Annotated in this window: 29 protein-coding genes and 2 pseudogenes; 9 read left to right on the top strand and 22 right to left on the bottom strand. The window is 35.1% G+C overall.

Annotation, left to right across the window (positions count from 1 at the left end):
- Nucleotides 1–37: 37 nt before the first annotated feature.
- Entirely contained in the window at nucleotides 38–868 is an 831-nt protein-coding gene (locus RBB48_RS03625) for a protein-glutamine gamma-glutamyltransferase (RefSeq protein WP_000635322.1), read from the top strand.
- Between the two features lie 35 nt (nucleotides 869–903).
- Here the strand turns inward: RBB48_RS03625 and RBB48_RS03620 are convergent, their stop codons facing one another.
- The 4 genes from RBB48_RS03620 to RBB48_RS03605 all read right to left on the bottom strand — a co-directional run bounded on the left by RBB48_RS03620 (nucleotide 904) and on the right by RBB48_RS03605 (nucleotide 1,885).
- On the bottom strand, nucleotides 904–1,032 hold the full coding sequence (locus RBB48_RS03620; protein WP_306007376.1) for a GapA-binding peptide SR1P: 129 nt from the start codon (nucleotides 1,030–1,032) through the stop codon (nucleotides 904–906).
- Nucleotides 1,033–1,077: 45 nt separating this feature from the next.
- Entirely contained in the window at nucleotides 1,078–1,206 is a 129-nt protein-coding gene (locus RBB48_RS03615) for a GapA-binding peptide SR1P (RefSeq protein WP_000536801.1), read from the bottom strand.
- Nucleotides 1,207–1,265: 59 nt separating this feature from the next.
- Nucleotides 1,266–1,394 carry a GapA-binding peptide SR1P gene (locus tag RBB48_RS03610; RefSeq protein WP_000536778.1) on the bottom strand — a complete coding sequence of 43 codons (129 nt, stop codon included), beginning with the start codon at nucleotides 1,392–1,394 and terminating at the stop codon, nucleotides 1,266–1,268.
- A 194-nt stretch (nucleotides 1,395–1,588) separates the two neighbouring features.
- Entirely contained in the window at nucleotides 1,589–1,885 is a 297-nt protein-coding gene (locus tag RBB48_RS03605; RefSeq protein WP_088064496.1) for a DUF3055 domain-containing protein, read from the bottom strand.
- A 127-nt stretch (nucleotides 1,886–2,012) separates the two neighbouring features.
- Here RBB48_RS03605 and RBB48_RS03600 point away from each other — a divergent pair, with 127 nt between their 5' ends.
- Nucleotides 2,013–2,405: a DUF1885 family protein gene (locus tag RBB48_RS03600; RefSeq protein ID WP_001163318.1), complete on the top strand. Its 393-nt coding sequence runs from the start codon at nucleotides 2,013–2,015 to the stop codon at nucleotides 2,403–2,405.
- A 1-nt stretch (nucleotide 2,406) separates the two neighbouring features.
- Here RBB48_RS03600 and RBB48_RS03595 read toward each other — a convergent pair whose 3' ends face one another.
- Nucleotides 2,407–2,634, bottom strand: a complete 228-nt coding sequence (locus tag RBB48_RS03595) for a hypothetical protein (protein ID WP_048546134.1) — start codon at nucleotides 2,632–2,634, stop codon at nucleotides 2,407–2,409.
- A gap of 246 nt (nucleotides 2,635–2,880) precedes the next feature.
- On the opposite strand from RBB48_RS03595, the pseudogene RBB48_RS03590 reads away from it, so the two are divergent.
- Nucleotides 2,881–4,044, top strand: a pseudogene (locus tag RBB48_RS03590) (MBOAT family O-acyltransferase).
- 29 nt (nucleotides 4,045–4,073) lie between these two features.
- Nucleotides 4,074–4,729: pseudogene (locus RBB48_RS03585) on the top strand (DHHW family protein); the annotation flags it as partial.
- Nucleotides 4,730–4,768: 39 nt separating this feature from the next.
- Here RBB48_RS03585 and lpdA read toward each other — a convergent pair.
- The 4 genes from lpdA to pdhA all read right to left on the bottom strand — a co-directional run bounded on the left by lpdA (nucleotide 4,769) and on the right by pdhA (nucleotide 9,666).
- Nucleotides 4,769–6,181 carry a dihydrolipoyl dehydrogenase gene (gene lpdA, locus RBB48_RS03580; RefSeq protein ID WP_000260106.1) on the bottom strand — a complete coding sequence of 471 codons (1,413 nt, stop codon included), beginning with the start codon at nucleotides 6,179–6,181 and terminating at the stop codon, nucleotides 4,769–4,771.
- 5 nt (nucleotides 6,182–6,186) lie between these two features.
- On the bottom strand, nucleotides 6,187–7,476 hold the full coding sequence (gene pdhC, locus RBB48_RS03575) for a pyruvate dehydrogenase complex dihydrolipoyllysine-residue acetyltransferase (RefSeq protein WP_000863412.1): 1,290 nt from the start codon (nucleotides 7,474–7,476) through the stop codon (nucleotides 6,187–6,189).
- A 93-nt stretch (nucleotides 7,477–7,569) separates the two neighbouring features.
- The gene (gene pdhB / locus RBB48_RS03570; RefSeq protein ID WP_000068162.1) at nucleotides 7,570–8,547 is read right to left on the bottom strand and encodes a pyruvate dehydrogenase complex E1 component subunit beta; all 978 of its coding nucleotides are present in this window, start codon (nucleotides 8,545–8,547) and stop codon (nucleotides 7,570–7,572) included.
- Nucleotides 8,548–8,550: 3 nt separating this feature from the next.
- Nucleotides 8,551–9,666, bottom strand: coding sequence for a pyruvate dehydrogenase E1 component subunit alpha (gene pdhA, locus RBB48_RS03565; RefSeq protein WP_000536893.1), 1,116 nt, complete (start codon nucleotides 9,664–9,666; stop codon nucleotides 8,551–8,553).
- 513 nt (nucleotides 9,667–10,179) lie between these two features.
- On the opposite strand from pdhA, the gene RBB48_RS03560 reads away from it, so the two are divergent.
- Together RBB48_RS03560 and def are read left to right on the top strand one after the other, a co-directional pair.
- On the top strand, nucleotides 10,180–10,326 hold the full coding sequence (locus RBB48_RS03560; RefSeq protein ID WP_000274561.1) for a YjcZ family sporulation protein: 147 nt from the start codon (nucleotides 10,180–10,182) through the stop codon (nucleotides 10,324–10,326).
- Nucleotides 10,327–10,491: 165 nt separating this feature from the next.
- Nucleotides 10,492–11,046 carry a peptide deformylase gene (def, locus tag RBB48_RS03555; protein ID WP_076539891.1) on the top strand — a complete coding sequence of 185 codons (555 nt, stop codon included), beginning with the start codon at nucleotides 10,492–10,494 and terminating at the stop codon, nucleotides 11,044–11,046.
- Between the two features lie 60 nt (nucleotides 11,047–11,106).
- Here def and RBB48_RS03550 read toward each other — a convergent pair whose 3' ends face one another.
- Nucleotides 11,107–11,880 carry a Cof-type HAD-IIB family hydrolase gene (locus RBB48_RS03550; RefSeq protein ID WP_000998280.1) on the bottom strand — a complete coding sequence of 258 codons (774 nt, stop codon included), beginning with the start codon at nucleotides 11,878–11,880 and terminating at the stop codon, nucleotides 11,107–11,109.
- A gap of 547 nt (nucleotides 11,881–12,427) precedes the next feature.
- Here RBB48_RS03550 and RBB48_RS03545 point away from each other — a divergent pair.
- On the top strand, nucleotides 12,428–12,640 hold the full coding sequence (locus tag RBB48_RS03545) for a DNA-dependent RNA polymerase subunit epsilon (protein ID WP_048546139.1): 213 nt from the start codon (nucleotides 12,428–12,430) through the stop codon (nucleotides 12,638–12,640).
- Nucleotides 12,641–12,644: 4 nt separating this feature from the next.
- Nucleotides 12,645–14,312 (top strand): ribonuclease J1, encoded by a 1,668-nt coding sequence (gene rnjA / locus RBB48_RS03540; RefSeq protein WP_000670370.1) that lies wholly within the window; start codon nucleotides 12,645–12,647, stop codon nucleotides 14,310–14,312.
- Nucleotides 14,313–14,350: 38 nt separating this feature from the next.
- Here the strand turns inward: rnjA and RBB48_RS03535 are convergent, their stop codons facing one another.
- From RBB48_RS03535 to RBB48_RS03490, 10 genes are all read right to left on the bottom strand, one after another.
- A complete protein-coding gene (locus RBB48_RS03535) occupies nucleotides 14,351–15,016 on the bottom strand; it encodes a potassium channel family protein (RefSeq protein ID WP_000504032.1) in 666 nt (221 codons plus the stop codon).
- Between the two features lie 83 nt (nucleotides 15,017–15,099).
- Nucleotides 15,100–15,966 carry a hypothetical protein gene (locus RBB48_RS03530; RefSeq protein ID WP_046956446.1) on the bottom strand — a complete coding sequence of 289 codons (867 nt, stop codon included), beginning with the start codon at nucleotides 15,964–15,966 and terminating at the stop codon, nucleotides 15,100–15,102.
- A 254-nt stretch (nucleotides 15,967–16,220) separates the two neighbouring features.
- Entirely contained in the window at nucleotides 16,221–17,351 is a 1,131-nt protein-coding gene (locus tag RBB48_RS03525) for an N-acetyldiaminopimelate deacetylase (RefSeq protein WP_000301171.1), read from the bottom strand.
- Nucleotides 17,352–17,412: 61 nt separating this feature from the next.
- The gene (gene dapD, locus RBB48_RS03520; protein WP_000783245.1) at nucleotides 17,413–18,135 is read right to left on the bottom strand and encodes a 2,3,4,5-tetrahydropyridine-2,6-dicarboxylate N-acetyltransferase; all 723 of its coding nucleotides are present in this window, start codon (nucleotides 18,133–18,135) and stop codon (nucleotides 17,413–17,415) included.
- Nucleotides 18,136–18,206: 71 nt separating this feature from the next.
- Entirely contained in the window at nucleotides 18,207–19,091 is an 885-nt protein-coding gene (locus RBB48_RS03515; RefSeq protein ID WP_002008407.1) for a transcriptional regulator CcpC, read from the bottom strand.
- A 142-nt stretch (nucleotides 19,092–19,233) separates the two neighbouring features.
- A complete protein-coding gene (gene cbpB, locus RBB48_RS03510; protein WP_000623572.1) occupies nucleotides 19,234–19,677 on the bottom strand; it encodes a cyclic-di-AMP-binding protein CbpB in 444 nt (147 codons plus the stop codon).
- A 161-nt stretch (nucleotides 19,678–19,838) separates the two neighbouring features.
- Nucleotides 19,839–20,030, bottom strand: a complete 192-nt coding sequence (abbA, locus tag RBB48_RS03505; RefSeq protein WP_048546142.1) for an antirepressor AbbA — start codon at nucleotides 20,028–20,030, stop codon at nucleotides 19,839–19,841.
- Between the two features lie 108 nt (nucleotides 20,031–20,138).
- Nucleotides 20,139–20,657 carry a ribonuclease H-like YkuK family protein gene (locus RBB48_RS03500; protein WP_097889651.1) on the bottom strand — a complete coding sequence of 173 codons (519 nt, stop codon included), beginning with the start codon at nucleotides 20,655–20,657 and terminating at the stop codon, nucleotides 20,139–20,141.
- A 74-nt stretch (nucleotides 20,658–20,731) separates the two neighbouring features.
- Complete coding sequence (locus RBB48_RS03495) at nucleotides 20,732–20,881, bottom strand: hypothetical protein (protein ID WP_087985092.1); 150 nt, start codon at nucleotides 20,879–20,881, stop codon at nucleotides 20,732–20,734.
- A 215-nt stretch (nucleotides 20,882–21,096) separates the two neighbouring features.
- Nucleotides 21,097–21,333: a YkuJ family protein gene (locus RBB48_RS03490; RefSeq protein WP_000055151.1), complete on the bottom strand. Its 237-nt coding sequence runs from the start codon at nucleotides 21,331–21,333 to the stop codon at nucleotides 21,097–21,099.
- 233 nt (nucleotides 21,334–21,566) lie between these two features.
- Here RBB48_RS03490 and RBB48_RS03485 point away from each other — a divergent pair, with 233 nt between their 5' ends.
- Nucleotides 21,567–21,803 (top strand): glutaredoxin family protein, encoded by a 237-nt coding sequence (locus RBB48_RS03485; protein WP_001225788.1) that lies wholly within the window; start codon nucleotides 21,567–21,569, stop codon nucleotides 21,801–21,803.
- Nucleotides 21,804–21,920: 117 nt separating this feature from the next.
- Here the strand turns inward: RBB48_RS03485 and RBB48_RS03480 are convergent, their stop codons facing one another.
- The gene (locus RBB48_RS03480; protein ID WP_001233813.1) at nucleotides 21,921–22,409 is read right to left on the bottom strand and encodes a DUF3993 domain-containing protein; all 489 of its coding nucleotides are present in this window, start codon (nucleotides 22,407–22,409) and stop codon (nucleotides 21,921–21,923) included.
- A gap of 182 nt (nucleotides 22,410–22,591) precedes the next feature.
- Complete coding sequence (locus RBB48_RS03475) at nucleotides 22,592–23,809, bottom strand: EAL domain-containing protein (RefSeq protein WP_097889650.1); 1,218 nt, start codon at nucleotides 23,807–23,809, stop codon at nucleotides 22,592–22,594.
- Nucleotides 23,810–23,906 lie beyond the last annotated feature (97 nt).

Here is a 23,906-nt window from a genome sequence, read left to right as displayed (position 1 = left end):
ATATTAAGTAATGTAACGTATAGGTGGGGATACTATTATGATTGTAATAGGCCGTTCTATTGTACATCCTTATATCACAAATGAATATGAGCCATTTGCAGCTGAGAAACAACAAATTTTATCGATAATGGCAGGAAATCAAGAAATTTATTCCTTCCGAACATCTGATGAACTCAGCTTTGATCTAAATTTGCGAGTGAATATTATTACTTCTGCATTAGAACTTTTTCAAAGTGGATTTCAGTTTCGCACATTTCAACAATCCTTTTGCAACCCCCAGTATTGGAAAAGAACACCACTTGGAGGATTCGAGCTACTACCAAACATACCCCCTTCCATTGCCATACAAGATATTTTCAAAAACGGAAAACTATATGGAACTGAATGCGCCACCGCTATGATCATTATTTTTTACAAAGCTTTACTATCATTATATGAGGAAGAAACTTTCAACCGTCTCTTTGCAAACCTTTTACTTTATACGTGGGACTACGATCAAGATTTAAAGCTCATAACAAAAACGGGTGGCGATCTTGTTCCAGGTGATCTCGTTTATTTTAAAAATCCACAAGTGAATCCAGCTACGATCGAGTGGCAAGGAGAAAATACAATCTATCTAGGAAATTTCTTTTTTTACGGACATGGCGTAGGTGTAAAAACAAAAGAGGAAATTATATACTCATTAAATGAACGACGAGTCCCTTACGCTTTTATTTCAGCTTTCTTGACCGATACTATTACCCGTATTGATAGCCGTCTCATGAGCCACTACGCCTCTCCTAGCACTCCACAGACATCGATAGGATTTATTCCGATTAGAGATGATGCAATCGTTGCAACAGTTGGCCATACAACTACAATTTATTAAAAAAAGCGCCTACATATGTAGGCGCTTCTTCTTATTTAAGCTTTTGTATGTTCTTTATGGTCACATTCGCAATGAGATCCACATTTTCCGTATAGTACTGTTGATTTTTTATCTTCAAAATGTCCGATTGTTCCTTCACATACTTGGCATACGATTGTTCCCACTTTTCATTTCCCCCTGAGTTTTAATAATAATCTACTTATTTATAATTAAGCTTTCGCCTTGTCTCTATTAGCACAGTCACAATTTGTACCACATTTTCCGTAAAGCACTGTCGTTTTTTCATCTTCAAAATGTCCGATTGTTCCTTCACATACTTGGCATACGATTGTTCCCATTTTTCATTTCCCCCTAAGTTTATGGTCCTAAAAACTTTTAGCTGTCCATTTCCTATCAATTATTGGGCTTTTGTATGCTCTGTGTGATCACATCCGCAAGATCCACATTTCCCGTAAAGTACCGTTACTTTCTCATCCTCGAAGTGTGCAATTGTACCTTCACAATCTTGACATACGATCGTTCCCATTTTTCATTTCCCCCTAAGTTTATAATCCCAAAAACTTTTGTAACCGCTTAACTTTCTGTCTTTATTTTAATATGTTATACTTTTTACGTCAATAGGTTTTTAGTATAACACATTAAATATTTTTAATTTAAATTAGTATGCGATATTCGAACAAAAAAACAGCCATATTTATACGTACGACTGTTTTACATTAATTATTCTTCATATTCCGCATGCAAAGAAGTAGATGGGACTAAAAATTTAAAAAACTGAGCTAACTCTGCTGCTTCCTCTTCTGACCCTAATTTAAAAACTTCCTGTATATGTTGCACATTCTCTACATCATCTCTTCCAAGTAAAGTAGACCTTCCTGTTTGCATACAAACAATGAGCAGCTTTCCAAAAAACATATTTGTATAAATAACACCAAAATCATAACGAGTATCATGTGTCATAAACCCCAAAAATCGTACCTTCACACTTTCATGCTCATCATACAATTTTTCAAACATCGGTTTCCACCTTTCTACATCACCTTTCATTAGTATATTAAACAAAAAAAGGAATACTCCTTTTAATTGTCAAAAAATTCAGTAGGATGTAGAATGATAGTATTCTACTAAGTTAGGAGGAACTTATATGCAACATGCCTTTATTACGCTTGTACCTAAATCCAATCAACAAACTGTTTCAACAGATGATATAAAACAACTTTTTCAGTACTATAAAACAGTTACTTCCAAAACTGGTGTTCAAATTAATTACGCTTATACAAATACCGCTTTTCCTTATGAAATTTTAGATACATCAGCAACAACATTAAAACTACAAGCTACTCACGATCGATATGACTCCATATATGTTGGTGTTGGTATAGAAAAGGAACAATCTTTTATTCAGATTTCTTTACCACCTAATGCAACATTCGGTGATAAAGGAAAAGCAAATGAATTTTGCCGTTTTCTAGCGAAGAAATTAGAAGGAGAATTACAATTATTTAATGGAAGAACAATGTATTTCTATAAGCGTTAATTTAAAAACAAAAATAAATGATTAGAAAGATCATACTATTTGTGCAAGTAAGAAGCATCGCTTTTCTCCTTGCACTTAGTATGACATACGCTATTACATACGCTAAGTACAAAAATATAAGAAAAAGAAAAATTTTATAATGAAGTTTATCACGACTTGACAATAATAACACTACTGAAAATCCACTCCATAAAACTAGATGAAAAAATGAAGCTAGTGTAATTTTCATAGCGTTACCTCCTTTTTCTTCCTATTATATGCTTCAGCTCTTCCCTCTTAACATTTTGAAGGTAGACTTTTCCAAATCCCACCTAATTCATCGTTGTATTTTTCTTTTTCAAATTCTCCAACTATTCTAATGCGAATATTCCTCGTTTTTAACAATACATTCTCTCATATCTCCTATAAGATAGATTATTCATTCATCGCATGGCATACTCCTTAAAGAGAAAAGATAGAAAGGATTTAATGATACATGGTATTTAGCAATTTGTTTTTCTTATGCTTTTTTTACCTGCAATTCTTTTCGTGTACTACTCAGTACGGAAAGAATTACAAAACATAGTTCTTCTATTATTTAGTTTATTATTTTATGCTTGGGGAGAACCAATATATGTCTTCCTAATGCTTTTTTCTATTTTCATCAACTATTGGTTCGAAATATGGCTTAATAAAGACCGACTGTCTAGTACAAATAGAAAAGTTATTCTGACTATAGCAATCGTTGTCAATACTGCTATACGCGGATATTTTAAATACGCTAATTTCTTAGTAAATAATATAAATGGCATTTTTCATACAAACATTGTACTAGAAAAAATCCCCTTACAATTGGGATTTCATTTTTCACTTTCCATGCAATGAGTTATATTATTGACATTTATAAGAAAAAAGTAGAAGCTCAGCGAAATCTATTTGACCTTGCACTATACTTTACTATTTTCCCACAATTAATAGCAGGACCCATTGTTCGATATAATACAATCGCTTTTCAATTACATGTTAGAACAGTTACTGCTGATAAGTTTTCAGAAGGAATTCGTCATTTTATCATTGGATTAGGAAAGAAGGTTTTAATTGCGAATCAATTAGGAGCTATTGCCGATGAAATATTTGCGATGGATCCAGCAACAATGAGCGTATCCACTTGGAAAATCTATCGTAATCTCTTCATTGTATGGGCGTTAACCGGATTTTGGCATGGAGCTAGTTGGACATTTATGATTTTGGGGTATTTATTACGGATGTTTAATCGCTTTAGAAAAGGCTGGTTTCGAAAAATTATTACAAAAATTATGTTGGCCGATTCAACACGTATACGTTATGTTTTTAGTGATTATTGGTTGGGTGTTCTTCCGCGCTGATAATTTTAGCTACTGTTCTAAATTTTCACAAGCAATGTTCGGATTAAATAGATCGTTGACTGACATTACGAGTTATTTCTATGTGATGAATTATTGGTTAATCTTTAATACTTGCTATTATTACATCCGCTCCATTTTTCTCTTGGATCAAGAATCAATTAGCAAATAAAAAGGTAGTCATTTTATCTCCACTTTATTACTTGAGTGTCTTAATCATAACTATGATGTATTTAACGAATGCAACTTACAATCCATTTATTTACTTCCGCTTCTAAAGGAGGGCTAACTATGAAAAATTTCACTAAAGGAATTTACTCATGAACAATTAGAAGATCTATACTTTAAGACCGATCATCATTGGAATATGAAAGGTGCATTTTATGCATACGAGCAAACAATGAAGCACATTGCTAATGAATCTAAAACATTTAAAGGTAATGCTGTTAATCGAGATGATTATAAAATAACTATAGAAAAACCGAATGGACACTTTATCGGTAGTTGGAATAAACAACTGTATAATTTAATAGAAACACCTGAAACAATCCCATATGTACAATTAAAGCAAAACCCAAATATGTGGGATAATTACACTGTATATCTCGGTCCAAAATCAGAAGAATCGATGAAAATGCCGATGAAGGAATTCTTTGCAGTGGACAAAAATAAGCTTTCACCAGACTATAGTTTCGTTTACAAAACAGACTATGCACAGATAAATATTTTAAATCCAGATGCAAAAACCAAACTACATGCTGTCATTATTAAAGATTCTTATGCAGATGCAACTTATCCTTTATTTGCACAAGAGTTTGAACAAACAACATTTATTGATCCACGATTTGCGGCAAGCAAAAATGTAAAACAAGAACTCGAAAAACTAAATGCTGATATCGTGTTATTCCTTTATAATGACACTAGTACAAATAAAAAATGTATCAATTTGAAAATAAAGAATAAAAAAAACGTCTTCTAAATTTAGAAGACGTTTTTTTATAATTATTTTACAATGTGAATTGGCATTCCAAGAGCAACTTCAGCTGCTTCCATTGTGATCTCACCTAATGTTGGGTGAGCGTGGATTGTTTGAGCGATATCTTCTGCTGTCATTCCAGCTTCGATAGCTAAACCAATCTCAGAGATAATATCAGAAGCGCCTGCACCTGCAACTTGAGCACCTACAAGAAGACCATCTTCTTTACGTGTTACAAGTTGTAGGAAACCGTCAGTGCTGTTTAATGATAATGCACGACCGTTAGCAGCGAATGGGAACTTAGATACAGCTACTGTCATTCCTGCTTCTTCAGCTTGTTTCTTAGTGTAACCAACAGATGCTAATTCAGGATCAGTGAAGCATACTGCAGGAATTCCGATATAATCGATTGCTGATGCATGGCCACTAATTGCTTCAACAGCTACTTTACCTTCGTAAGAAGCTTTGTGAGCTAATGGTGGTCCAGGAACGATATCACCGATTGCATAGATGTTTGATACGTTTGTACGACATTGCTCATCGATTTCGATGATGCCGCGGTCAGTCATTTTAACTCCAACTTGCTCAAGACCAATTTCTTGAGTGTTTGGACGACGACCTACAGTTACTAATACGTAATCTGCTTCTACAGTTTGGATTTCACCTTTAACTTCAAAGCTAACTTTTACGCCAGTTTCTGTTTCTTCAACGCCTTTAGCCATAGCTTTTGTATGGATATTTACGTTACCTTTCTTTTGAAGAGCACGTTTAACAACAGAGCTCATAGCTTTTTCGAAACCAGCTAAGATTTCGTCGCCAGCTTCTACTACAGTAACTTCTGTACCGAAGTTAGCATATGCAGTTCCTAATTCCATACCGATGTAACCGCCGCCGATTACAACAAGTTTTTTAGGAATTTCAGGTAAGCTTAAAGCACCTGTAGAGTTGATAACACGTTTAGAGTATTTGAATCCTGGAATTTCGATTGGTGTAGAACCAGTTGCAAGAACAGCATTTTTAAACGTATACGTTTGTGCTGCATCTTCAGTCATTACGCGTAATGTGTTAGCATCTACGAAGTAAGCTTCACCGCGAATGATTTCAACTTTGTTACCTTTAAGAAGGCCTTCAACACCGCCAGTTAATTTCTTAACTACGCCGTTTTTCCATTCTTGAACTTTTGTAAAGTCAACTTTTACGTTCTCTGCAGTGATACCCATGTCATCAGAATGCATTGCATTCTCATAACGATGACCTGCATTGATTAACGCTTTTGAAGGAATACATCCAACGTTTAAGCATACGCCACCAAGGTTAGCTTTTTCGATAATTGCTACCTTTTGACCTAATTGTGCTGCACGAATTGCCGCAACGTATCCACCAGGACCTGCACCAACAACGACTGTATCTAATTCAATTGGGAAATCTCCTACTACCATTGTTATTACGCCTCCATTACTAATAATTGTGGGTCATTCAATAGACGTTTAATTTGGTTTAATGCTTTTTGAGCAGTTGCGCCGTCAATTAAACGATGGTCAAAGCTTAGAGATAATGCTAATACTGGAGCTGCAACGATTTCACCGTTTTTCACAACTGGCTTCTCAGCGATACGGCCGATACCAAGGATTGCTACTTCTGGGTGATTGATAACTGGAGTGAACCATTGTCCACCTGCAGAACCAATGTTTGTGATTGTGCAAGAAGCACCTTTCATTTCAGCCGGAGCTAAACGACCATCACGTGCTTTACCAGCAAGATCATTGATCTCGTTAGAAATAGTGAAGATAGACTTGCGATCTGTATCTTTAACAACTGGTACTAATAGACCTTTGTCTGTATCAGCTGCGATACCGATGTTGAAGTAATGTTTATGAACTACTTCTTGAGAAGCATCATCTAAAGAAGTGTTTAACATTGGGTATTCACGTAATGCAGATGTTAAAGCTTTAACAACGTATGGAAGGTAAGTTAATTTAATACCTTTGTCAGCTGCAACAGCTTTGAACTTCTTACGGTGAGCAACAAGTTCTGTTACATCTACTTCATCCATTAATGTTACGTGAGGAGCTGTATGCTTAGAGTTAACCATTGCTTTAGCAATCGCTTTACGGATACCACTCATTTTCTCACGAGTTTCTGGATATTCACCAGCTGGGATTGGTTGTGCTTTTGGTGCTTCTTCTTTCGCTGCTGCTGGAGTAGCTTCTACTGCTGCTGGAGCCTCAGTTGCTGCTACTGCTTGTCCACCATTTGCAAATGCATCGATGTCAGCTTTTACGATACGGCCGTTCTTACCAGAACCAGCTACTTTATGAATGTCTACGCCGTTCTCACGAGCATATTTACGAACAGATGGCATAGCGATTACGCGCTCATTTACTACTTCTGCAGTTGCTGCTGGAGTAGCTTCCGCTGCTGGAGCTTCTACTGCTGCTTCTTCAGCTTTTGGAGCTGCATCATGATCGTCACCTTTAAATTTAAGGTTTTCGTATCCAGGAGCATCAAATTTAATTAATGTATCTCCTACAATTGCAACTGTTCCTTCTTCTACAAGTACTTCAAGTACTTTACCTTTAACAGGAGAAGGGATTTCTACTACTGCTTTATCATTTTGTACTTCAAGAAGTACATCGTCTTCGTTTACTTCATCGCCTGGTTTAATAAACCATTTTACGATTTCACCTTCGTGGATACCTTCACCGATATCTGGTAGTTTAAATTCAAATGCCACGGAATTCAGCCCCCTGATTCATTTCATTATTATGGAATATGTACAAAAGAAACCAGCATGTGCTGATTTCTTTTGCACATGAAAAGCTAAAAATTAGAAGTTCATTACTTTGTTAACAGCTTCAACAATATCTTTATGGTTTGGTAACCATACGCTCTCAGCTTGAGAGAATGGGAATACTGTATCAGCAGCTGCAACACGTACAACTGGAGCTTCTAAGTTTAAGATTGCACGGTCGTTAATTTCCGCTACAACGTTAGCTGCAATACCAGCTTGTTTTTGTGCTTCTTGAACTACAACTACGCGGCCTGTTTTTTCAACAGAAGCGATGATTGTTTCGATATCTAATGGTTGAACTGTACGTAAGTCAACTACCTCTAAAGAGATACCTTCTTTTTCAAGTTCTTCAGCAGCTTTTAATGCAGCATGAACCATAGCACCGTAAGCGATAACAGATACATCTGTACCTTCACGTTTGATATCAGCTTTACCTAAATCAATTGTGTAATCGCCTTCTGGTACATCTTGACGGAATGAACGGTACAATTTCATATGCTCTAAGTAGATAACTGGATCGTTGTCACGAATCGCAGAGATTAAAAGACCTTTTGCATCGTATGGAGTAGATGGAATAACAACTTTTAGACCAGGTTGTTGAGCCACTAATCCTTCTAAGCTATCAGCATGTAGTTCAGGAGTATGAACACCGCCACCGAATGGAGAACGAATTGTTACTGGAGCAGTCCAACGTCCACCAGAACGGTAACGCATACGAGCTAATTGACCAGAAACTGAATCCATTACTTCATAAATGAAACCGAAGAATTGGATTTCTGGAACTGGACGGAAGCCTTCTAATGCAAGTCCAACTGCAAGTCCACCAATACCAGACTCTGCAAGTGGAGTATCCATTACACGATCTTCACCGAATTCAGCTTGTAAACCTTCAGTAGCACGGAATACACCGCCGTTTACACCAACGTCTTCACCAAACACAAGTACGTTAGGGTCATTTTTCATTTCAACGCGTAAAGCATCAGTGATTGCTTGAATCATTGTCATTTGAGCCATGGCTTACTTCGACTCCTTTTCTTTGTAAATTTCATATTGTTCAGCTAAGTTGTAAGGCATTTTTTCGTACATGATTTCCATTAAATCAGTAACTTTTTGTTTTGGAGCTTGGTCAGCCTTAGCAATTGCTTGTTTGATATCTTCTTTTGCTTCTTCGATTACTTTCTCTTCAACTTCTTGAGACCATAGGCCTTTGTTTTCTAAGAATGCACGGAAGCGTACGATTGGATCTTTTTGTTCCCATTCGTTCTCGATATCTTTTGTACGGTAACGAGTTGGGTCATCACCAGCCATTGTATGTGGACCGTAACGGAATGTTAAAGTCTCGATTAAAGTAGGGCCTTCTCCGTTTACTGCACGCTCACGAGCGAAAGCAGTTGCTGCGTATACAGCTAATGGATCCATACCGTCTACTTGAATTCCGTAAATACCTGCTGCTACTGCTTTTTGTGCTACAGTTTTAGCTGCAGATTGCTTTTCTACTGGAGTAGAGATTGCATAACGGTTGTTTTGTACAACGAAGATTGCTGGAGCTTTGAATGCACCCGCAAAGTTCATACCTTCGTAGAAGTCACCTTGTGAAGCACCACCGTCACCAGTGTAAGTAATTGCAACAGATTTTTTCCCACGTAGTTTCATACCTAACGCAACACCAGCAGTTTGGATGATTTGCGCACCGATAATGATTTGTGGAGCAAGTGCATTTACATTCTCAGGCATTTGGTTACCCATGAAATGTCCACGAGAGAATAAGAATGCTTGGTATAATGGTAAACCGTGCCATACTAATTGTGGCACATCACGATATCCTGGTAAGATGAAATCTTCTGCTTCAAGTGCGAAATGACTTGCTAATTGAGAAGCCTCTTGTCCAGCTGTTGGTGCGTAGAAACCTAAACGTCCTTGACGGTTTAAAGAAATAGAACGTTGATCTAGTACGCGAGTATACACCATACGGCGCATTAATTCTTTTAATTGATCATCAGATAATTCAGGCATAGCCGCTTCATTCACAACTTCGCCTTTTTCATTTAAAATTTGTAATGTCTCAAATTGAGCTGCGATAGCTTTCATTTGCTCATCAACATTAAATAGGGTCTTTTTTGTTTTAGTACCCATTCCGTTCACCTCTTCCTCTCTTGAACCATATTCTGAAACGCTTTCACTATCTATTAGCTAGACTGAAAACGCAACAATGTAAACCAACAAATTTATCTGTCGGTTGAGAATAATTTTGTGTACCTAACAATCTGTACTAATGTTTTTTCAGAAACATATTAATACAATCTTGATCACGTTTTTTAGTTTACAACTATTCTAATTACGATGTCAATTACTTTGGATACGTTTTTTTATAAATAATCTGCAGGTTTCTTCTACACAAACGTGTTTTTATTTTTCACATCTGTATTAGTAAGCATTAACCTACTGTTATATTATTCCCTTTTCAACTTATTTTTTCTCTTAGAATAATATGTAAACGATTTAATTCTCTTTAGTTTTTCTCTCTTCTTAGCAAAAATATACAAACTCTTCTTCCTTTTATAGGTAATTACCCATACATTTCTATCCTTCCCTCCATACATTATAGTAACCGCAGTGTTAGCGGGAAATGATAAAGGAGGTCATCTCATGTACGGATACTCATATTGCTATCCAACTTGTTCAAATCCATCCTACGGTTATGGCGGTTCTTGTGGCGGGTCTGGACGCGGCTTCGCCTTAATCGTTGTGTTGTTTATTCTTTTAATTATCGTTGGTGCTGCTTGCATTCGCTAATGTAAAATGAAACAACTATGGAAAGAAACAGACGGCTTTGCCGTCTTTTCTTTTTATTACATACATAAATATTCTATAGTAAAACACTTTCCAAAGTGCTTCCCTACTTGTCGATGACTTTTTCCACCTCCTTTGGTAGACTAAAGAAGAAAGGAGAGATTACATATGCTTACAATGAAAGATGTAATTCGCGAAGGAGATTCTATTTTGCGAAACGTTGCAGAAGAGGTATCAATGCCGGCGAGCGAAGAAGATACAACTACCCTTAAAGAAATGATTGAATTTGTAATAAATAGCCAAGATCCTGAAATGGCTGAAAAATATAGTTTGCGCCCTGGAATCGGATTAGCGGCTCCACAAATCGGTATTTCGAAGAAAATGATTGCGGTTCATGTAACTGATACGGACGGTACGTTATATAGTCATGCATTATTCAACCCAAAAATCATTAGTCATTCTGTTGAACGTACATATTTACAAAGTGGAGAAGGCTGTCTATCAGTAGACCGCGAAGTACCTGGTTATGTCCCTCGTTACACAAGAATTACAGTGAAAGCAACATCTATCAACGGCGAAGAAGTAAAATTACGTTTAAAAGGTTTACCAGCAATCGTATTTCAGCATGAGATTGACCATTTAAATGGTGTTATGTTCTATGATCACATTAATAAAGAAAATCCATTTGCTGCTCCTGACGATTCAAAACCTTTAGAGCGATAATAAAAAAAGGCGGAAGTTAATCTTCCGCCTTTTTTTATATGAAATGGGTTCCATATTCACTTATAGCAATCCAGCCCATTTTAATCCATGATATATGCCGTCTTCACTAACATCCTTTGTCACGTGATTTGCAAGTTTTTTCAAGTCTTCATGACCATTACCCATCACAATACCTGTCCCAACTGCTTCGATCATTTCTAAATCATTTAAACCATCTCCAAATGCATACACTTGTTCACGGTTAAATCCTAATTTTTCAATGAATTTCTCAATTCCTTTTGCCTTCGAACCACCATTCGGAATAATATCCATTGAATATGCATGCCAGCGAATAAAATGAAAGTCTGGATAATGATTAATAAACTTTTCTTCTTCATTCACTTCACAGAAAAGAAGTGTTTGATAAATATTACGTTTCTCATAGAAATCAGGTTCATATGCCGGATGCTCAAAATTTAAGCTTCCAAAACCTTCCTTCACATAATCATGATATTCCACCGATGCTCTCATTTCTTGATGATCAAGATATACAAGTGGATATCCTTCTTGTTTTGCAAACTGAGTAAACTTATGTAAGGCAGCTGGATGTAACGGGTTATTAAATATTACCTCATCTTCAAATACAACGTACTGTCCATTAAAGCTAACATAATTATGTATATTGAGTTCCTCACGAATATCTTCAAACATAAATGGCGCACGTCCTGTCGCAATTGCTACATGCACACCTTTCTCTTGTAAATGTCTTACTGCATCTCGTGTAGATTGCGGAATCTTCTTATCATGATCTAATAATGTTCCATCAATATCAAAAAAGACAATTTTATCATTCATTTGTCAAAATCCTTTCTGTTACTCTATATTCCTATTTTGATTATCGCTTTTCAAATTCTAAAAAAAAGTATAACATATTAAACATCTGTGAAGAAAGCGTTCACTTTCTGACCTTATTTATGAAACCTGCATATATATATTAGTAAAAAATGTGGATACTTGTTCGTATGAATTTTCTTTTCTATTCTTTCTCATACTATACCTATAACTAACGGCTACTAATCGTTACTATAGAATAACTTTCCCTGTATGAGAAAGGACAAGATTCAACATTCACTTTTGTCTTCTTTCTTATATCAGAGACGGAGTTTTCACTAGTAATATGCATGTTTTAAATAAGGAAAGGAAGGAGTAATCATGCTGAAGAAGCTGAAGAAAAAGCTCAAGCGTTATTTAAAAGATCTAGTCCGTAAAAAGACAATCGCTTAAATTGTGCCCATTTCGGGCTTTTTCTTCATTCTCATTCGAAAAAACATGAAAATCGTGACTGTTTGCTTTATAATAAGTAACAGATAATGCAAAACATAGACAAGGAGAGGTTTTCCAAATGATTTTTAAAGTATTTTATCAAGTAAAATTGACTGAGGTTCCAGTACGTGAAAATACAAAAGTTTTATATTTAGAGGCTACGTCTGAAAAGGATGTTCGTAAGAAATTAAATAAGTTCGCATATAATATCGAGTTCGTTCAGTCTGTTACTGGTGCTCATCTTGAATATGAAAAAGAAAACGCTGATTTAATATTAGCGGAAATCGTATAGTCATATGAAATTTCTAAAGAATGATCAAGCTGCCGTTTTTGCTTTAGGTGGACTTGGTGAAATCGGTAAAAATACATATGCTGTTCAATTTCAAGATGAAATTATTATTATTGATGCTGGAATTAAATTTCCAGAAGACGAACTCCTCGGAATCGATTATGTAATACCAGATTACACTTATTTTGTGCGAAACGAAGATAAAATTAAAGGATTATTCATTACACATGGTCACGAAGATCATATCGGTGGAATTCCTTACTTATTACGTCAAGTAAACATCCCGATTTATGGCGGAAAATTAGCAATTGCACTAATCAAAAACAAATTAGAAGAGCACGGATTACTTCGTAAAGCAAAACTTTATGAAATTCAAGAAGATGATGTTATTAAATTTAAAAAGACATCTGTTTCCTTCTTCCGTACAACTCACAGTATCCCAGATTCATACGGAGTTGTTGTGAAAACACCTCAAGGACAAGTTGTTCATACTGGCGATTTCAAATTTGATTTCACACCAGTCGGTGAACCAGCGGACTTAACAAAAATGGCTGAAATCGGAAAAGACGGCGTACTTTGTCTCTTATCTGACAGTACAAACAGTGAAGTTCCAAACTTTACAATGTCTGAGCGCCGTGTTGGTGATAGTATTCAAGATATTTTCCGCAAAGTAGAAGGTCGTATTATCTTTGCAACCTTTGCATCAAATATCCATCGTCTACAACAAGTTGTTGAAGCGGCTGTTGAAAACAATCGTAAAGTGGCTGTGTTCGGTCGCAGTATGGAAGCGGCGATTGAAATCGGACAAAACCTTGGTTATATTCGCTGTCCGAAGGATACATTCATAGATACAGCTCAACTAAACCGCCTACCGGCTAATAAAGTTGTTATTTTATGTACAGGTAGTCAAGGTGAGCCAATGGCAGCACTTTCACGTATTGCTAATGGTACTCATCGTCAAATTCAAATCATTCCTGGCGACACAGTTGTTTTCTCTTCTTCACCAATCCCTGGTAATACAATTAGTGTAAGCCGTACAATTAACATGTTGTATCGTGCTGGTGCTGATGTAATCCACGGAAAACTGTCAAACATTCATACGAGTGGACACGGTGGACAAGAAGAACAAAAACTAATGCTTCGTCTAATTAAACCGAAGTATTTCATGCCAATTCATGGTGAATACCGCATGCAACGTATGCATATGAAGTTAGCAAACGATTGTGGTATTCCAGAAGAAAACTGTTTCATCATGGATAATGGAGATGTTCTTGCTCTTCGTTCTGATGAAGCAAGCGTAGCTGGTAAAATACCATCTGGATCTGTCTATATTGACGGAAATGGTATTGGAGATATCGGTAATATCGTGTTACGCGATCGTCGTATTCTTTCTGAAGAAGGACTTGTTATTGTAGTTGTAAGCATTGATATGAAAGAGTTTAAAGTTGCAGCAGGACCTGATATTATCTCACGTGGTTTTGTGTATATGCGCGAAAGTAGTGATTTAATTAATGATGCTCAAACATTAATTACAACTCATTTAGAAAAAGTAATGGAGCGTAAAACAACACAATGGTCTGAAATTAAAAATGAAATTACAGATACATTAGCACCATTCCTATATGAGAAAACGAAACGTCGCCCAATGATTTTACCAATCATTATGGAAATATAAGAAAAAGGACAATACCTTCATGGTATTGTCCTTTTCTCTTATCTTAAAAAGTGTTTAAAACGATCTACTTCATCGTCATGACCAATTACAATTAATATATCTCCCGCTTGAATATTTTCCGTAGCTCGAGGAGATACAATAACTTCTTTACCACGTTTAATCGCTACAATATTCAATCCAAACTTCGCACGAATATCTAATTCGATTAAAGAATGACCATCAATTTTTTTATTTGCAATAATCTCTACAATACTATGCTCATCTGAAAGCTCAAGATAGTCTAATACATTACTTGATGCAATATTATTAGCAATCCTTTTTCCCATATCACGCTCGGGGTGCACAATGTGATCTGCCCCTATTTTACTTAACACTTTTTCATGGTAATCATTTTGAGCTTTTACAGTAATATTTTTTACACCTAACTCTTTTAAAATTAATGTTGTTAAAATACTTGAATTTAAATTGTCTCCAATAGCAACGACTACATGATCAAAATTACGAATACCAAGACTTTTTAATACCATCTCATCTGTTGAATCTGCAATTACAGCATGTGAAGCTATATTTGCAAACTCATTAATTTTATCTTCATCTGAATCAATTGCCATTACTTCCATACCTAATTGAGCGAGTTCTCGGCAAATGCTTCCACCAAAACGTCCAAGGCCAATGACAGCAAATTCTTTCTCTTTTTCACCCACAGGAATTCCTCCAATAACATCGAATACTATGTATTTTTATTGTAACATACTTTAGATTTGCTACAAAAACCTGTATATCATTCTTATTTTTGTTTTTGCATATAAAAATACTGTTGTAAATAAAATGCGATACTGAAAATTAACATACCAAATACAAATATATTTCCAAATGAACTAAATGTTTCAAAAACGAATAATAACGTTTCTTGTCCGAAGAAAGCAAATAATAGTTGTGTAAATGCGAATAGCAATGCCAATATATAATGATGTTGATGGAATAAATAATGTGTTGCACCTAAAAAAGCGATAAACGAAATAATGAAAATCCACCAATTTTCTAAAAACAGTTGCCAATTAGTAAATTGATATCCATTTACTAATATCGCAATAATTCCTATAACAGCCATCGTTGGCACACTCCAAAATAATGCTCGCCCTCTAAAGAAGCGTGTTCCTTTAACATCACCTTTTTCATGTGCAATGTATGTGAGTACTACCGTACTTATGTACAAAACTGAAAGAATTGTTAAAACGATAATAAGCCAAAAATGTAATTGATAATACTCATGCTCTATGTTTGTCACGATAGCCGCTAACATACACGGGATTAACATTCCAGTCCAACCATCTACTTTTCTTTCATTCCAAAACACTGTGTTACCAATCCGTATCCCTAACAACATAAAAATAATGATACCTAGTACAAATAATGTCGTTTTATTCCCTACTAAACTCGTCGAGAAAGCAATTAATCCAATAAATAAAAAGAGCACAAACCCATTCATAATTTCTAATACAGGTGATAAATATCTTTTCACCCATTTATATGTTTCGTCATATTCGTGATTATCTACTAAACGGTAGGCATAAAAACTTATCCCAAAATACACCGCCGCAATAATAACATACGCATATAAGACGAAACACAACATTGCACTGCTAATTTGCACGTAATTCCCCACCCTTTTTTCTATGTTTCACCTTGATTTTACACACTTTCTACACGAAATGTAAACATATATAAGCTAGTTAACTAATCATCTTCTCAATAAGCGATAATGAATAATGAGCAGCGGCTCAAAACCGCTGCTCATTACTTTATCCATTTGTATGCCCATGTGTATCCAAAACAAATATGAAAGATGTTTTCGTCTTGGAACTAACAAGTACCCACTGTAAGTTTTTTCAAAGTTGGCGAGCGAGTTTACTTTCTAGTTCCTTTCCACTTTACATATTGATCTAAAAATGCGATAGCTTTCTCAATAACCTCTTCATCTGGTTTTAATTTTGCATGATGTAAACCATATTCTGAATTTACCCCAAGCCAAAACATAAATCCAGGAATCTCTTGAAGCATATAACCAAAATCTTCCCCTGTCATTGCCTCAGTACATGTAATTACATTCATATCAGTTTGTTCACTTACAAACTGCATAAACTCTCTCGTTAATACTTCATGGTTATATACTTGATGATACATCGCTCCATAGTCAATAACAGCTTCACATTGGAAGGAAGCTTCTATACCTGCAACAATTGCCTCAATCCTACTTTTAACACGCCTCATTGATTCCACTGATAAAGTTCGAATCGTTCCTTCTAACCGAGACTTTTCTGCTATGATATTTTGAACTGTACCACCTGTTATTTTTCCGATTGTAATCACTGCACTATCAAGAGGATTCACATTACGACTAATAACGGATTGAAGTTGTGTAACAAGGTGACTTGCCGCTACAATCATATCATTTGCAGTATGCGGGTAGGCTGCATGTCCACCTTTCCCTTTCAAATCAACATATAACTCTGATGTATTTGCAAATAATAGCCCCTCTTTTGTGGCAATTGTTCCTACAGCGTATTCAGGTGCAATATGAAGACCAAGAATTATATTCGGCTTCCATTCTTTTAACTCTTCACTCTCTAACATAGGAAGAGCCCCTCCTGGCCCTTCTTCAGCTGGTTGGAATAGAAACACAAGGTCATCATCTATTCTTTCTGTTACAGCTGCTGTTAGAAGGCCTAAACCGATTGTTGTATGCAAATCGTGTCCACATGCATGCATCATTCCTTCATGAATAGAAGCAAACTCATATCCAGTTTCTTCGGTAATTGGTAAACCGTCTATATCTGCGCGATAACCGATAATTTTTTCTGGATTTTTTCCATTTACTTTAACAATGACACCCGTTTTCCATACTTTCACTTCCACATATTCATTCGAAAGCGTTCCTATGTAATCTAAAATATACTGTTGTGTTTTCCACTCTTTAAATCCAATTTCCGGTATTTTGTGTAAGTCTCTACGAATTTGAACGAATTTGCTTACTGCCATTTTTGCACCTCTATCTATAAAAAGCGCAAGAGCCTGTTATGCTCTTACGCTTTTTTTGTGTTTATTTCTCTGGGTTTAATTGACGAAGCTCTTGTTTAATTTCAGTTTTTGCTTTTGTCTTCTCATCAATCTCTTTAATTACACGTGCTGGAGTACCGGCAACAACTGTATATGGAGGTACATCTTCTGTTACAACAGCTCCTGCTGCTACAACTGCACCCTTACCTACTGTAACTCCCTCTAACACAACTACGTTTGCACCAATTACAACATCATCTTCAACGATAACTGGTTTTGCTGAAGGCGGCTCAATAACACCTGCAAGTACTGCACCTGCACCTACGTGACAGTTCTTACCAACAGTTGCACGTCCACCAAGTACCGCGTTCATGTCAATCATAGTACCTTCACCAATTACAGCACCGATATTAATTGTTGCATTCATCATAATAACAGCGTTGTCGCCGATTTCAACGTGATCACGAATAATCGCGCCTGGCTCAATACGAGCTTTAATACCTTTTAAATCAAGCATTGGAATTGCAGAATTACGACGGTCATTTTCAACAACGTAATCAACGATGTGCTTGCTATTTTCATCAAGAATTGTCTTAATTTCAGACCATTCTCCAAATAATACACCAGACTTTTTATTTACAAATGCTTGTACCGTTTCAGGGAATGTTACTTCTTTTAAATCCCCTTTTATGTATACCTTTACAGGAGTTTTCTTTTCACTTTTTTGAATAAACGAAATAATTTCGTTAGCGTCCATCATTTTCATTCTTGTTGCCTCCTAAATCCATTTATAATGTTACTCTACCAAACGATAGAGCGAGTAGCAAGATAATAATCCTATTTTTCCATTTGAATTTCTTCTATAATTTCTAAAAATGCCCTTACTTGCTTCAATTGTCTGGCCGATTCACTCGTCAATAACCATGTTTCTCTCGTTAATTGAACAGGTGTTTTATACATATTTTCCTGTACTTCTTTTAAAACAGTAGAAGGTAAAAGAGCATAACCTATACCATTTAAAACGAGTTGCTTGCAAGTCTCAATTTGATCAACCACAATTGTTCTCTTAGGTGGATTAGAAAATAAACCATACCACCAATTTTGTATTTGTCCATAATAAGTCGAATCACTTTTAAATTGAATAAATGGTCTATTTGTTTCTTTTAACATCGTAATATCTTTTATTTCTTTATCCACTAAATAAAGTTCATCTTCAAATAATTGTTGCTTCTGACCTTTATATTCTTGTGTTCCTCTCAATATAGCAACATGAACGTCCCCTTCATAAAATTGCTTTTGTACTTCACTACTCCAGCCAGTAAACAGCGATATTTTCACAGAAGGGTATTTATGTACAAACTTCTTCAAAACAGGAGGAAGCCAATATTGACCAATAACTGATGCAACAGCTATTTTTAACGTTCCGTGAGTTTCTGTTCTAAAAACAGCTAGCTCACTTTTAATATCCTCTTCCTTTTGCAGCATTTCTTTTGCATAATTTGCGACTTTTTCCCCTTCAGGTGTAATTGTCAATCCTTTTTGTGAGCGAATAAAAAACTTCATTCCCCATTGTTTCTCCATAGATTGTAATCGTTGACTAAGCGCAGGTTGTGAAACAAATAAACGTTCCGCCGCTTTTCTCATATTTGATTCCTGAGCTAACACAACCATCATTTGAAAATCATCAATTTGCAACTTTCTCCCTCTTTCCTTAGCTTCCATACACCTTATCTCAATAAGCTTTTCATCCTTAATTTAACTATATACTCTTATATTTTTTATCTTTTTAAATATAATACATACACAACTGATATGCACGAAAAAAAAGTGACTTCTCCGCTTCTATGAAGTCACTTTTCTCACATTATCGATTATGTTGCCTTACTTTTTTATTCAACAATTTTAAAATAGCCCGACGTGTTAAAATCCCCTCAAAATACCCATCTTCATTGACAGCGCAAATAAAAGGATGATCAATTGTCATTTCTAAAGCTTTTGCAAACGAATCTTCTAACTTAAGAACCGGAATGTCTTCCTTCATCACCTGTTCTACTTTCATTTCGTCAAGTCTTTCAAACTCAATACGTTCTAACCCTAACATACCATCTAAAATCATAGCAGTACTAATTAACCCATGCAATTTATACATCGGGTCCAAAACAGGTATCGCCGAATATCCAGATTTCACAAGAACGAGTAAAGCATGCTCTAAACCATTCCCCATTTGGACATGTGCTACTTTTTCTGATGAAATCATTAAATCTTTCACAAAAATTTGTTGAAACTCGTCTTTCGGAATACTAATCATATTACATCCCCCATTTTCCTACTTTTAATCACCGAATCTATTCATATTTTATGACAGCGTTTTCATATTATTATTTTGTCCTTACTTTATTTCAATAAAAACAAAATTACACAGCTATTTTAGCATACAACACAAAAAAAAGACTACCATCCCGGTAGCGCTTAATACCCCTTATTTTTTAATCTGTAAAATAACCTTGTGATTTTTTTATATTGTGTCACATCTGTCTGTTTTAAACCATTCTCAATATCTGTAATTTCCACAGCTAAAATTTCACTCGCATAATTTTGCTGAAATAGAATATCTAGTAACAAACTCTCTTCTTCTTCTGTTAAAACAAATTCCCTTTTCATATACCCCTCTCCTTATACTCGCATCGTTACTCTTATTATATATAATTTCCAACCTATTTAATAGATGTAATATTCAGTTTTTAGCAAAGGATATATAAAAATTGTTTTTTATTTCGTATATCGATTTGCATAACTAAACGCCGCATAAGCATCTGGCTTAATTTTTGCAGTTAATCCCATCGCTTGAATTTTCGCTGTCATATCTAGAATAAATTCTTTTGTTAAACCATCATTTCCGATATCCAAGTGAATTTCCATTATAAATCCAGCTCCCTCTTGAGCATATGGATGCAATAAATCCCATATTGTTTGTATATGATTTGGAGTAAATAGGCATGCGATCTCTTGGCTAAACTGCGTTTCTAAATATATTTTCTCACGTAAATTTGCTGGCTTATCTTTCACTGATTTATGGTGTAAACACCCCCAGGCACCTTTTCCAACGCGATGAATATGAATTGCCGTAATAAACCTCGTATCCTTTTGATGTGCTTGTGAGTCTGTCCCAATGGATAAGCGATATAAATTTCGTGGATCCTTTTCAATGAAACTACAAATACGGCTAAAGACCATATCAAAATTTAAATGTCTCTCTGAAACATTATAAAATGTATGTTCACCGGCCACATAGTCACGTCCTTTCAATTAGACAGACTTTTCGTATTCTCATTGTATGGGACAAAAATAAAAATTATAACTTCCTATCCTTTATTCGTTTCAATATTTCGAATTACATAATGGCAAACTTGGCACGTATAAATTACATTTTGATTCGATTGAGCTGTTAATACATGAATAATCTCAGCAGAATTGTGACATTTAGGACAAAGCACAACTGGTAAACGTTCCATACAACACACCTCCTCGTTATTTTTATCTCGCTTTTGCTATCTGTAAACAACCAATTGGTGATGACTAATATTCAGTATAGGACGAAGAAGCCCCACTGATTACAATTTCACTTTATTACCATTGTAGGAAAAATGAAAACTCCCTATACATATATGCTAAAAAGTAATAGAACTAAAAAAGGTGTTGCCATATGGCAACACCTTTTTTATATGTATCAAGAAATGATATCGTAAATCTCAATTGCAACCATATCGATATTATCGAATTGATACACTTGAGGTTTTTCACCTTGTTGATACACTTCTAACTCATACATTTCACTTTTATCGAAAAATTTCACGCTACATTTGCGCTCACCGTTCACTTCAAAATAGCGTTGTGCTACTTCACCGCTTTCAGCTTGTTCTTGTAGACTAACAAGTCGAGTTAAAATTCCTTGGAGTAGAGACATGAAATCTCTCCTTTCTCTGATCTTCCTACCAATAGGTTTTACAGCTATACTCATTCTATCCGTCATAACAGAAAAAATGTTCCACAGTCTAGGATAAAGGTTATTGGCCAGAAACTCAACTAAAAATTTGTCGAAATGCGAAGGAAAAAACAGAAAGAATATCTTTTCCCTTCTTTATTGCGATTTTTATACTGGAAGAATATAATAAAAAACAGAAAAAAGGAGGAATTACAATGAGAAAAATTGAGGTTTACACACAACCTGATTGTCCGCCATGTGTCATTGTGAAAGAATTTTTAAAGCATAATAACGTTGTATATGAAGAATTTGACGTAAAAAAAGACGCTGCTGCACGCAATCGTCTTTTATACGACTATGATTCGTATTCAACTCCAACAGTTGTAATTGATGGAGAAGTTGTTGCTGGTTTTCAAATTGAAAAATTACAACAGCTACTCAATATTGAATAAGAATAGGTAAAGACCTATTCTTATTTTTATCCCACTATTTGTGGGCAGTAATAGCCCGATTGGTGCGAGCTATTAATCAGTGAGAGATAAACATCCCCCACCAATTACAGTTTCACTTTATAATTGTTGTAATCGTTTTATTTCAGTTAAAAGTTCTTGGCTTTCATGATATCCGGCCAATTTCCATTTCCCTTGATCTCTTTGCAATGTTACAATTTGATATTGTCCACTTTTCGCCCGCTCATATACATATAAAATTTTATGCTCTTCATCATATGACATTTTCGTTTCTGAATGAAAAGAAAACGGCGCTTCTTTTGCTGGAAGTAAATATTCACCACTTTGTTTATCACTTCTACTATTTTCATCTGTAAATACTTGAAGGAAATTCTCTGTAAAATATGGTGATAACGTTTCTATCATCTTATTCATCGGCAAATGCTTCCCACGAATTGAAAATTGGGTTTCATAGCCCTTTTGTATCGTTGTAAACACTTCTTCCCGATCGACTTTCACTTCCTCTTTTCCTAAAACAGTTGTGACACTATAACCAACTAGAAAGGCAACGCATACAAATAGAACTAACCATATTCCATATTTCCTCATTTTTTCACCTTCCTTTTAAGAAAACTTGTCTTTGTAGTATTCATTGTAACAATGATTATGCAAAGACAGGGGTGGTTTCGTTCGTAAAATCTTTACAACGATAGACAGCATTTTCATCACCATTTTCACTATTACCAATTTATGATAAAAACAAACAAAAAATGCACGAATCTCTTCGTGCATTAAAATAAAACATCTTCTTCATATAAATATTCATACGATAAATCTATAAATAAAAAGTTTTCATCATCAATTGGGAAGGAAAATGTTCGTACCATCTCACCGGTTTCAATATCAGCATATAAATCTGAAAGTCTTGCCTTATTCTCAAAACGCATTTTCATAATATTTTCTAGAAAATACGGACGCCAACTCCAGTTCTTCATATAATACTCAGGCATCACAATCCATTCCCCATCTTTTTTTATAACGTTTCCTGATTGTTGGAAACCATCTTCGTTACAAATAAATATGCGGAAACTACACTGTGATACACTTTGGCTAAATTGTAATAACCAATCATTTATATCTTCATTCTTTTTCTGTTTGGCTAGAACATCACCAATTCGATCACGTAACATTTCTGTTAAATTATAAATTTTTTGTAATTTCTTCTTCTCATGTTGAATAAATTGATGACACTCATTACCAAGTCGTTCTTTCAAAACATTCGTTTCAATAAAATCAGGTAAGCACTCTTTCAAATAATTCCCTTGATAATATCTACCACCGTTTTTCCAAGCATATTGTAGTTGATAAAAAGCATCTATTTCTTCATATAACAATGTTGCACCAATTCTTCTAGCAAGTAATGATAAAGAATATAAAATATCTTGATAAGATTGTAAAAGTGCAGTTTGCCTTAAGTTTGTTAAATCTACTTTTAAAATATCCGGTGCTAACACGCTAATACGTTCTAAATTACTTGTACCCGTTCCGACTTTATTAATCGAAATTTGAATACCATATGTACGATAATACATAAGCAAATGATTAAATTGCTCTATATCTTCTTTACATTCATGTTCTGTAATTTCTAAAACAATGTGTTTCAAATTTAAACCTTGCTCTTCATACATCAATAAAAGTTGAAGTAAACTTTCATCATCATCGTTCATTAATACGTTAGCATTCCGATGTATGAATAATAATAGTTTTTGATCACTTTCTAAATAACGATTTAAAGCTTTTTCTACTATAATGTTATCCGCTTCCAGTTGAAACTCACTCGGAATAGAATCATCATGAAAGAAAGAAGCTAAACTTTGTATGCCCTCTTCTGTTTGAATACGTCCTACTACCTCATATCCAATTACAGTATGCTCATCAGCACTAAAAATAGCTTGATAATAAGGAAGGACTTTATCCAAGTTACTCATTACATCTAATGCATCTATCAATGTACTTCCCTCCCTTTACTTTTCAAAAATTATAACATGATATTTACGGAAAAATAATAAAAAATCCCTTCAGTTTTCCTGAAGGGATTAGAGGGGT

This window comes from Bacillus sp. MMSF_3353 (genome assembly GCF_030733445.1).
Classification (GTDB): Bacteria; Bacillota; Bacilli; order Bacillales; family Bacillaceae_G; genus Bacillus_A; species Bacillus_A wiedmannii.
Note: the sequence above shows the minus strand (reverse complement) of the source record. Positions and strands in the feature narration are given on the sequence as shown.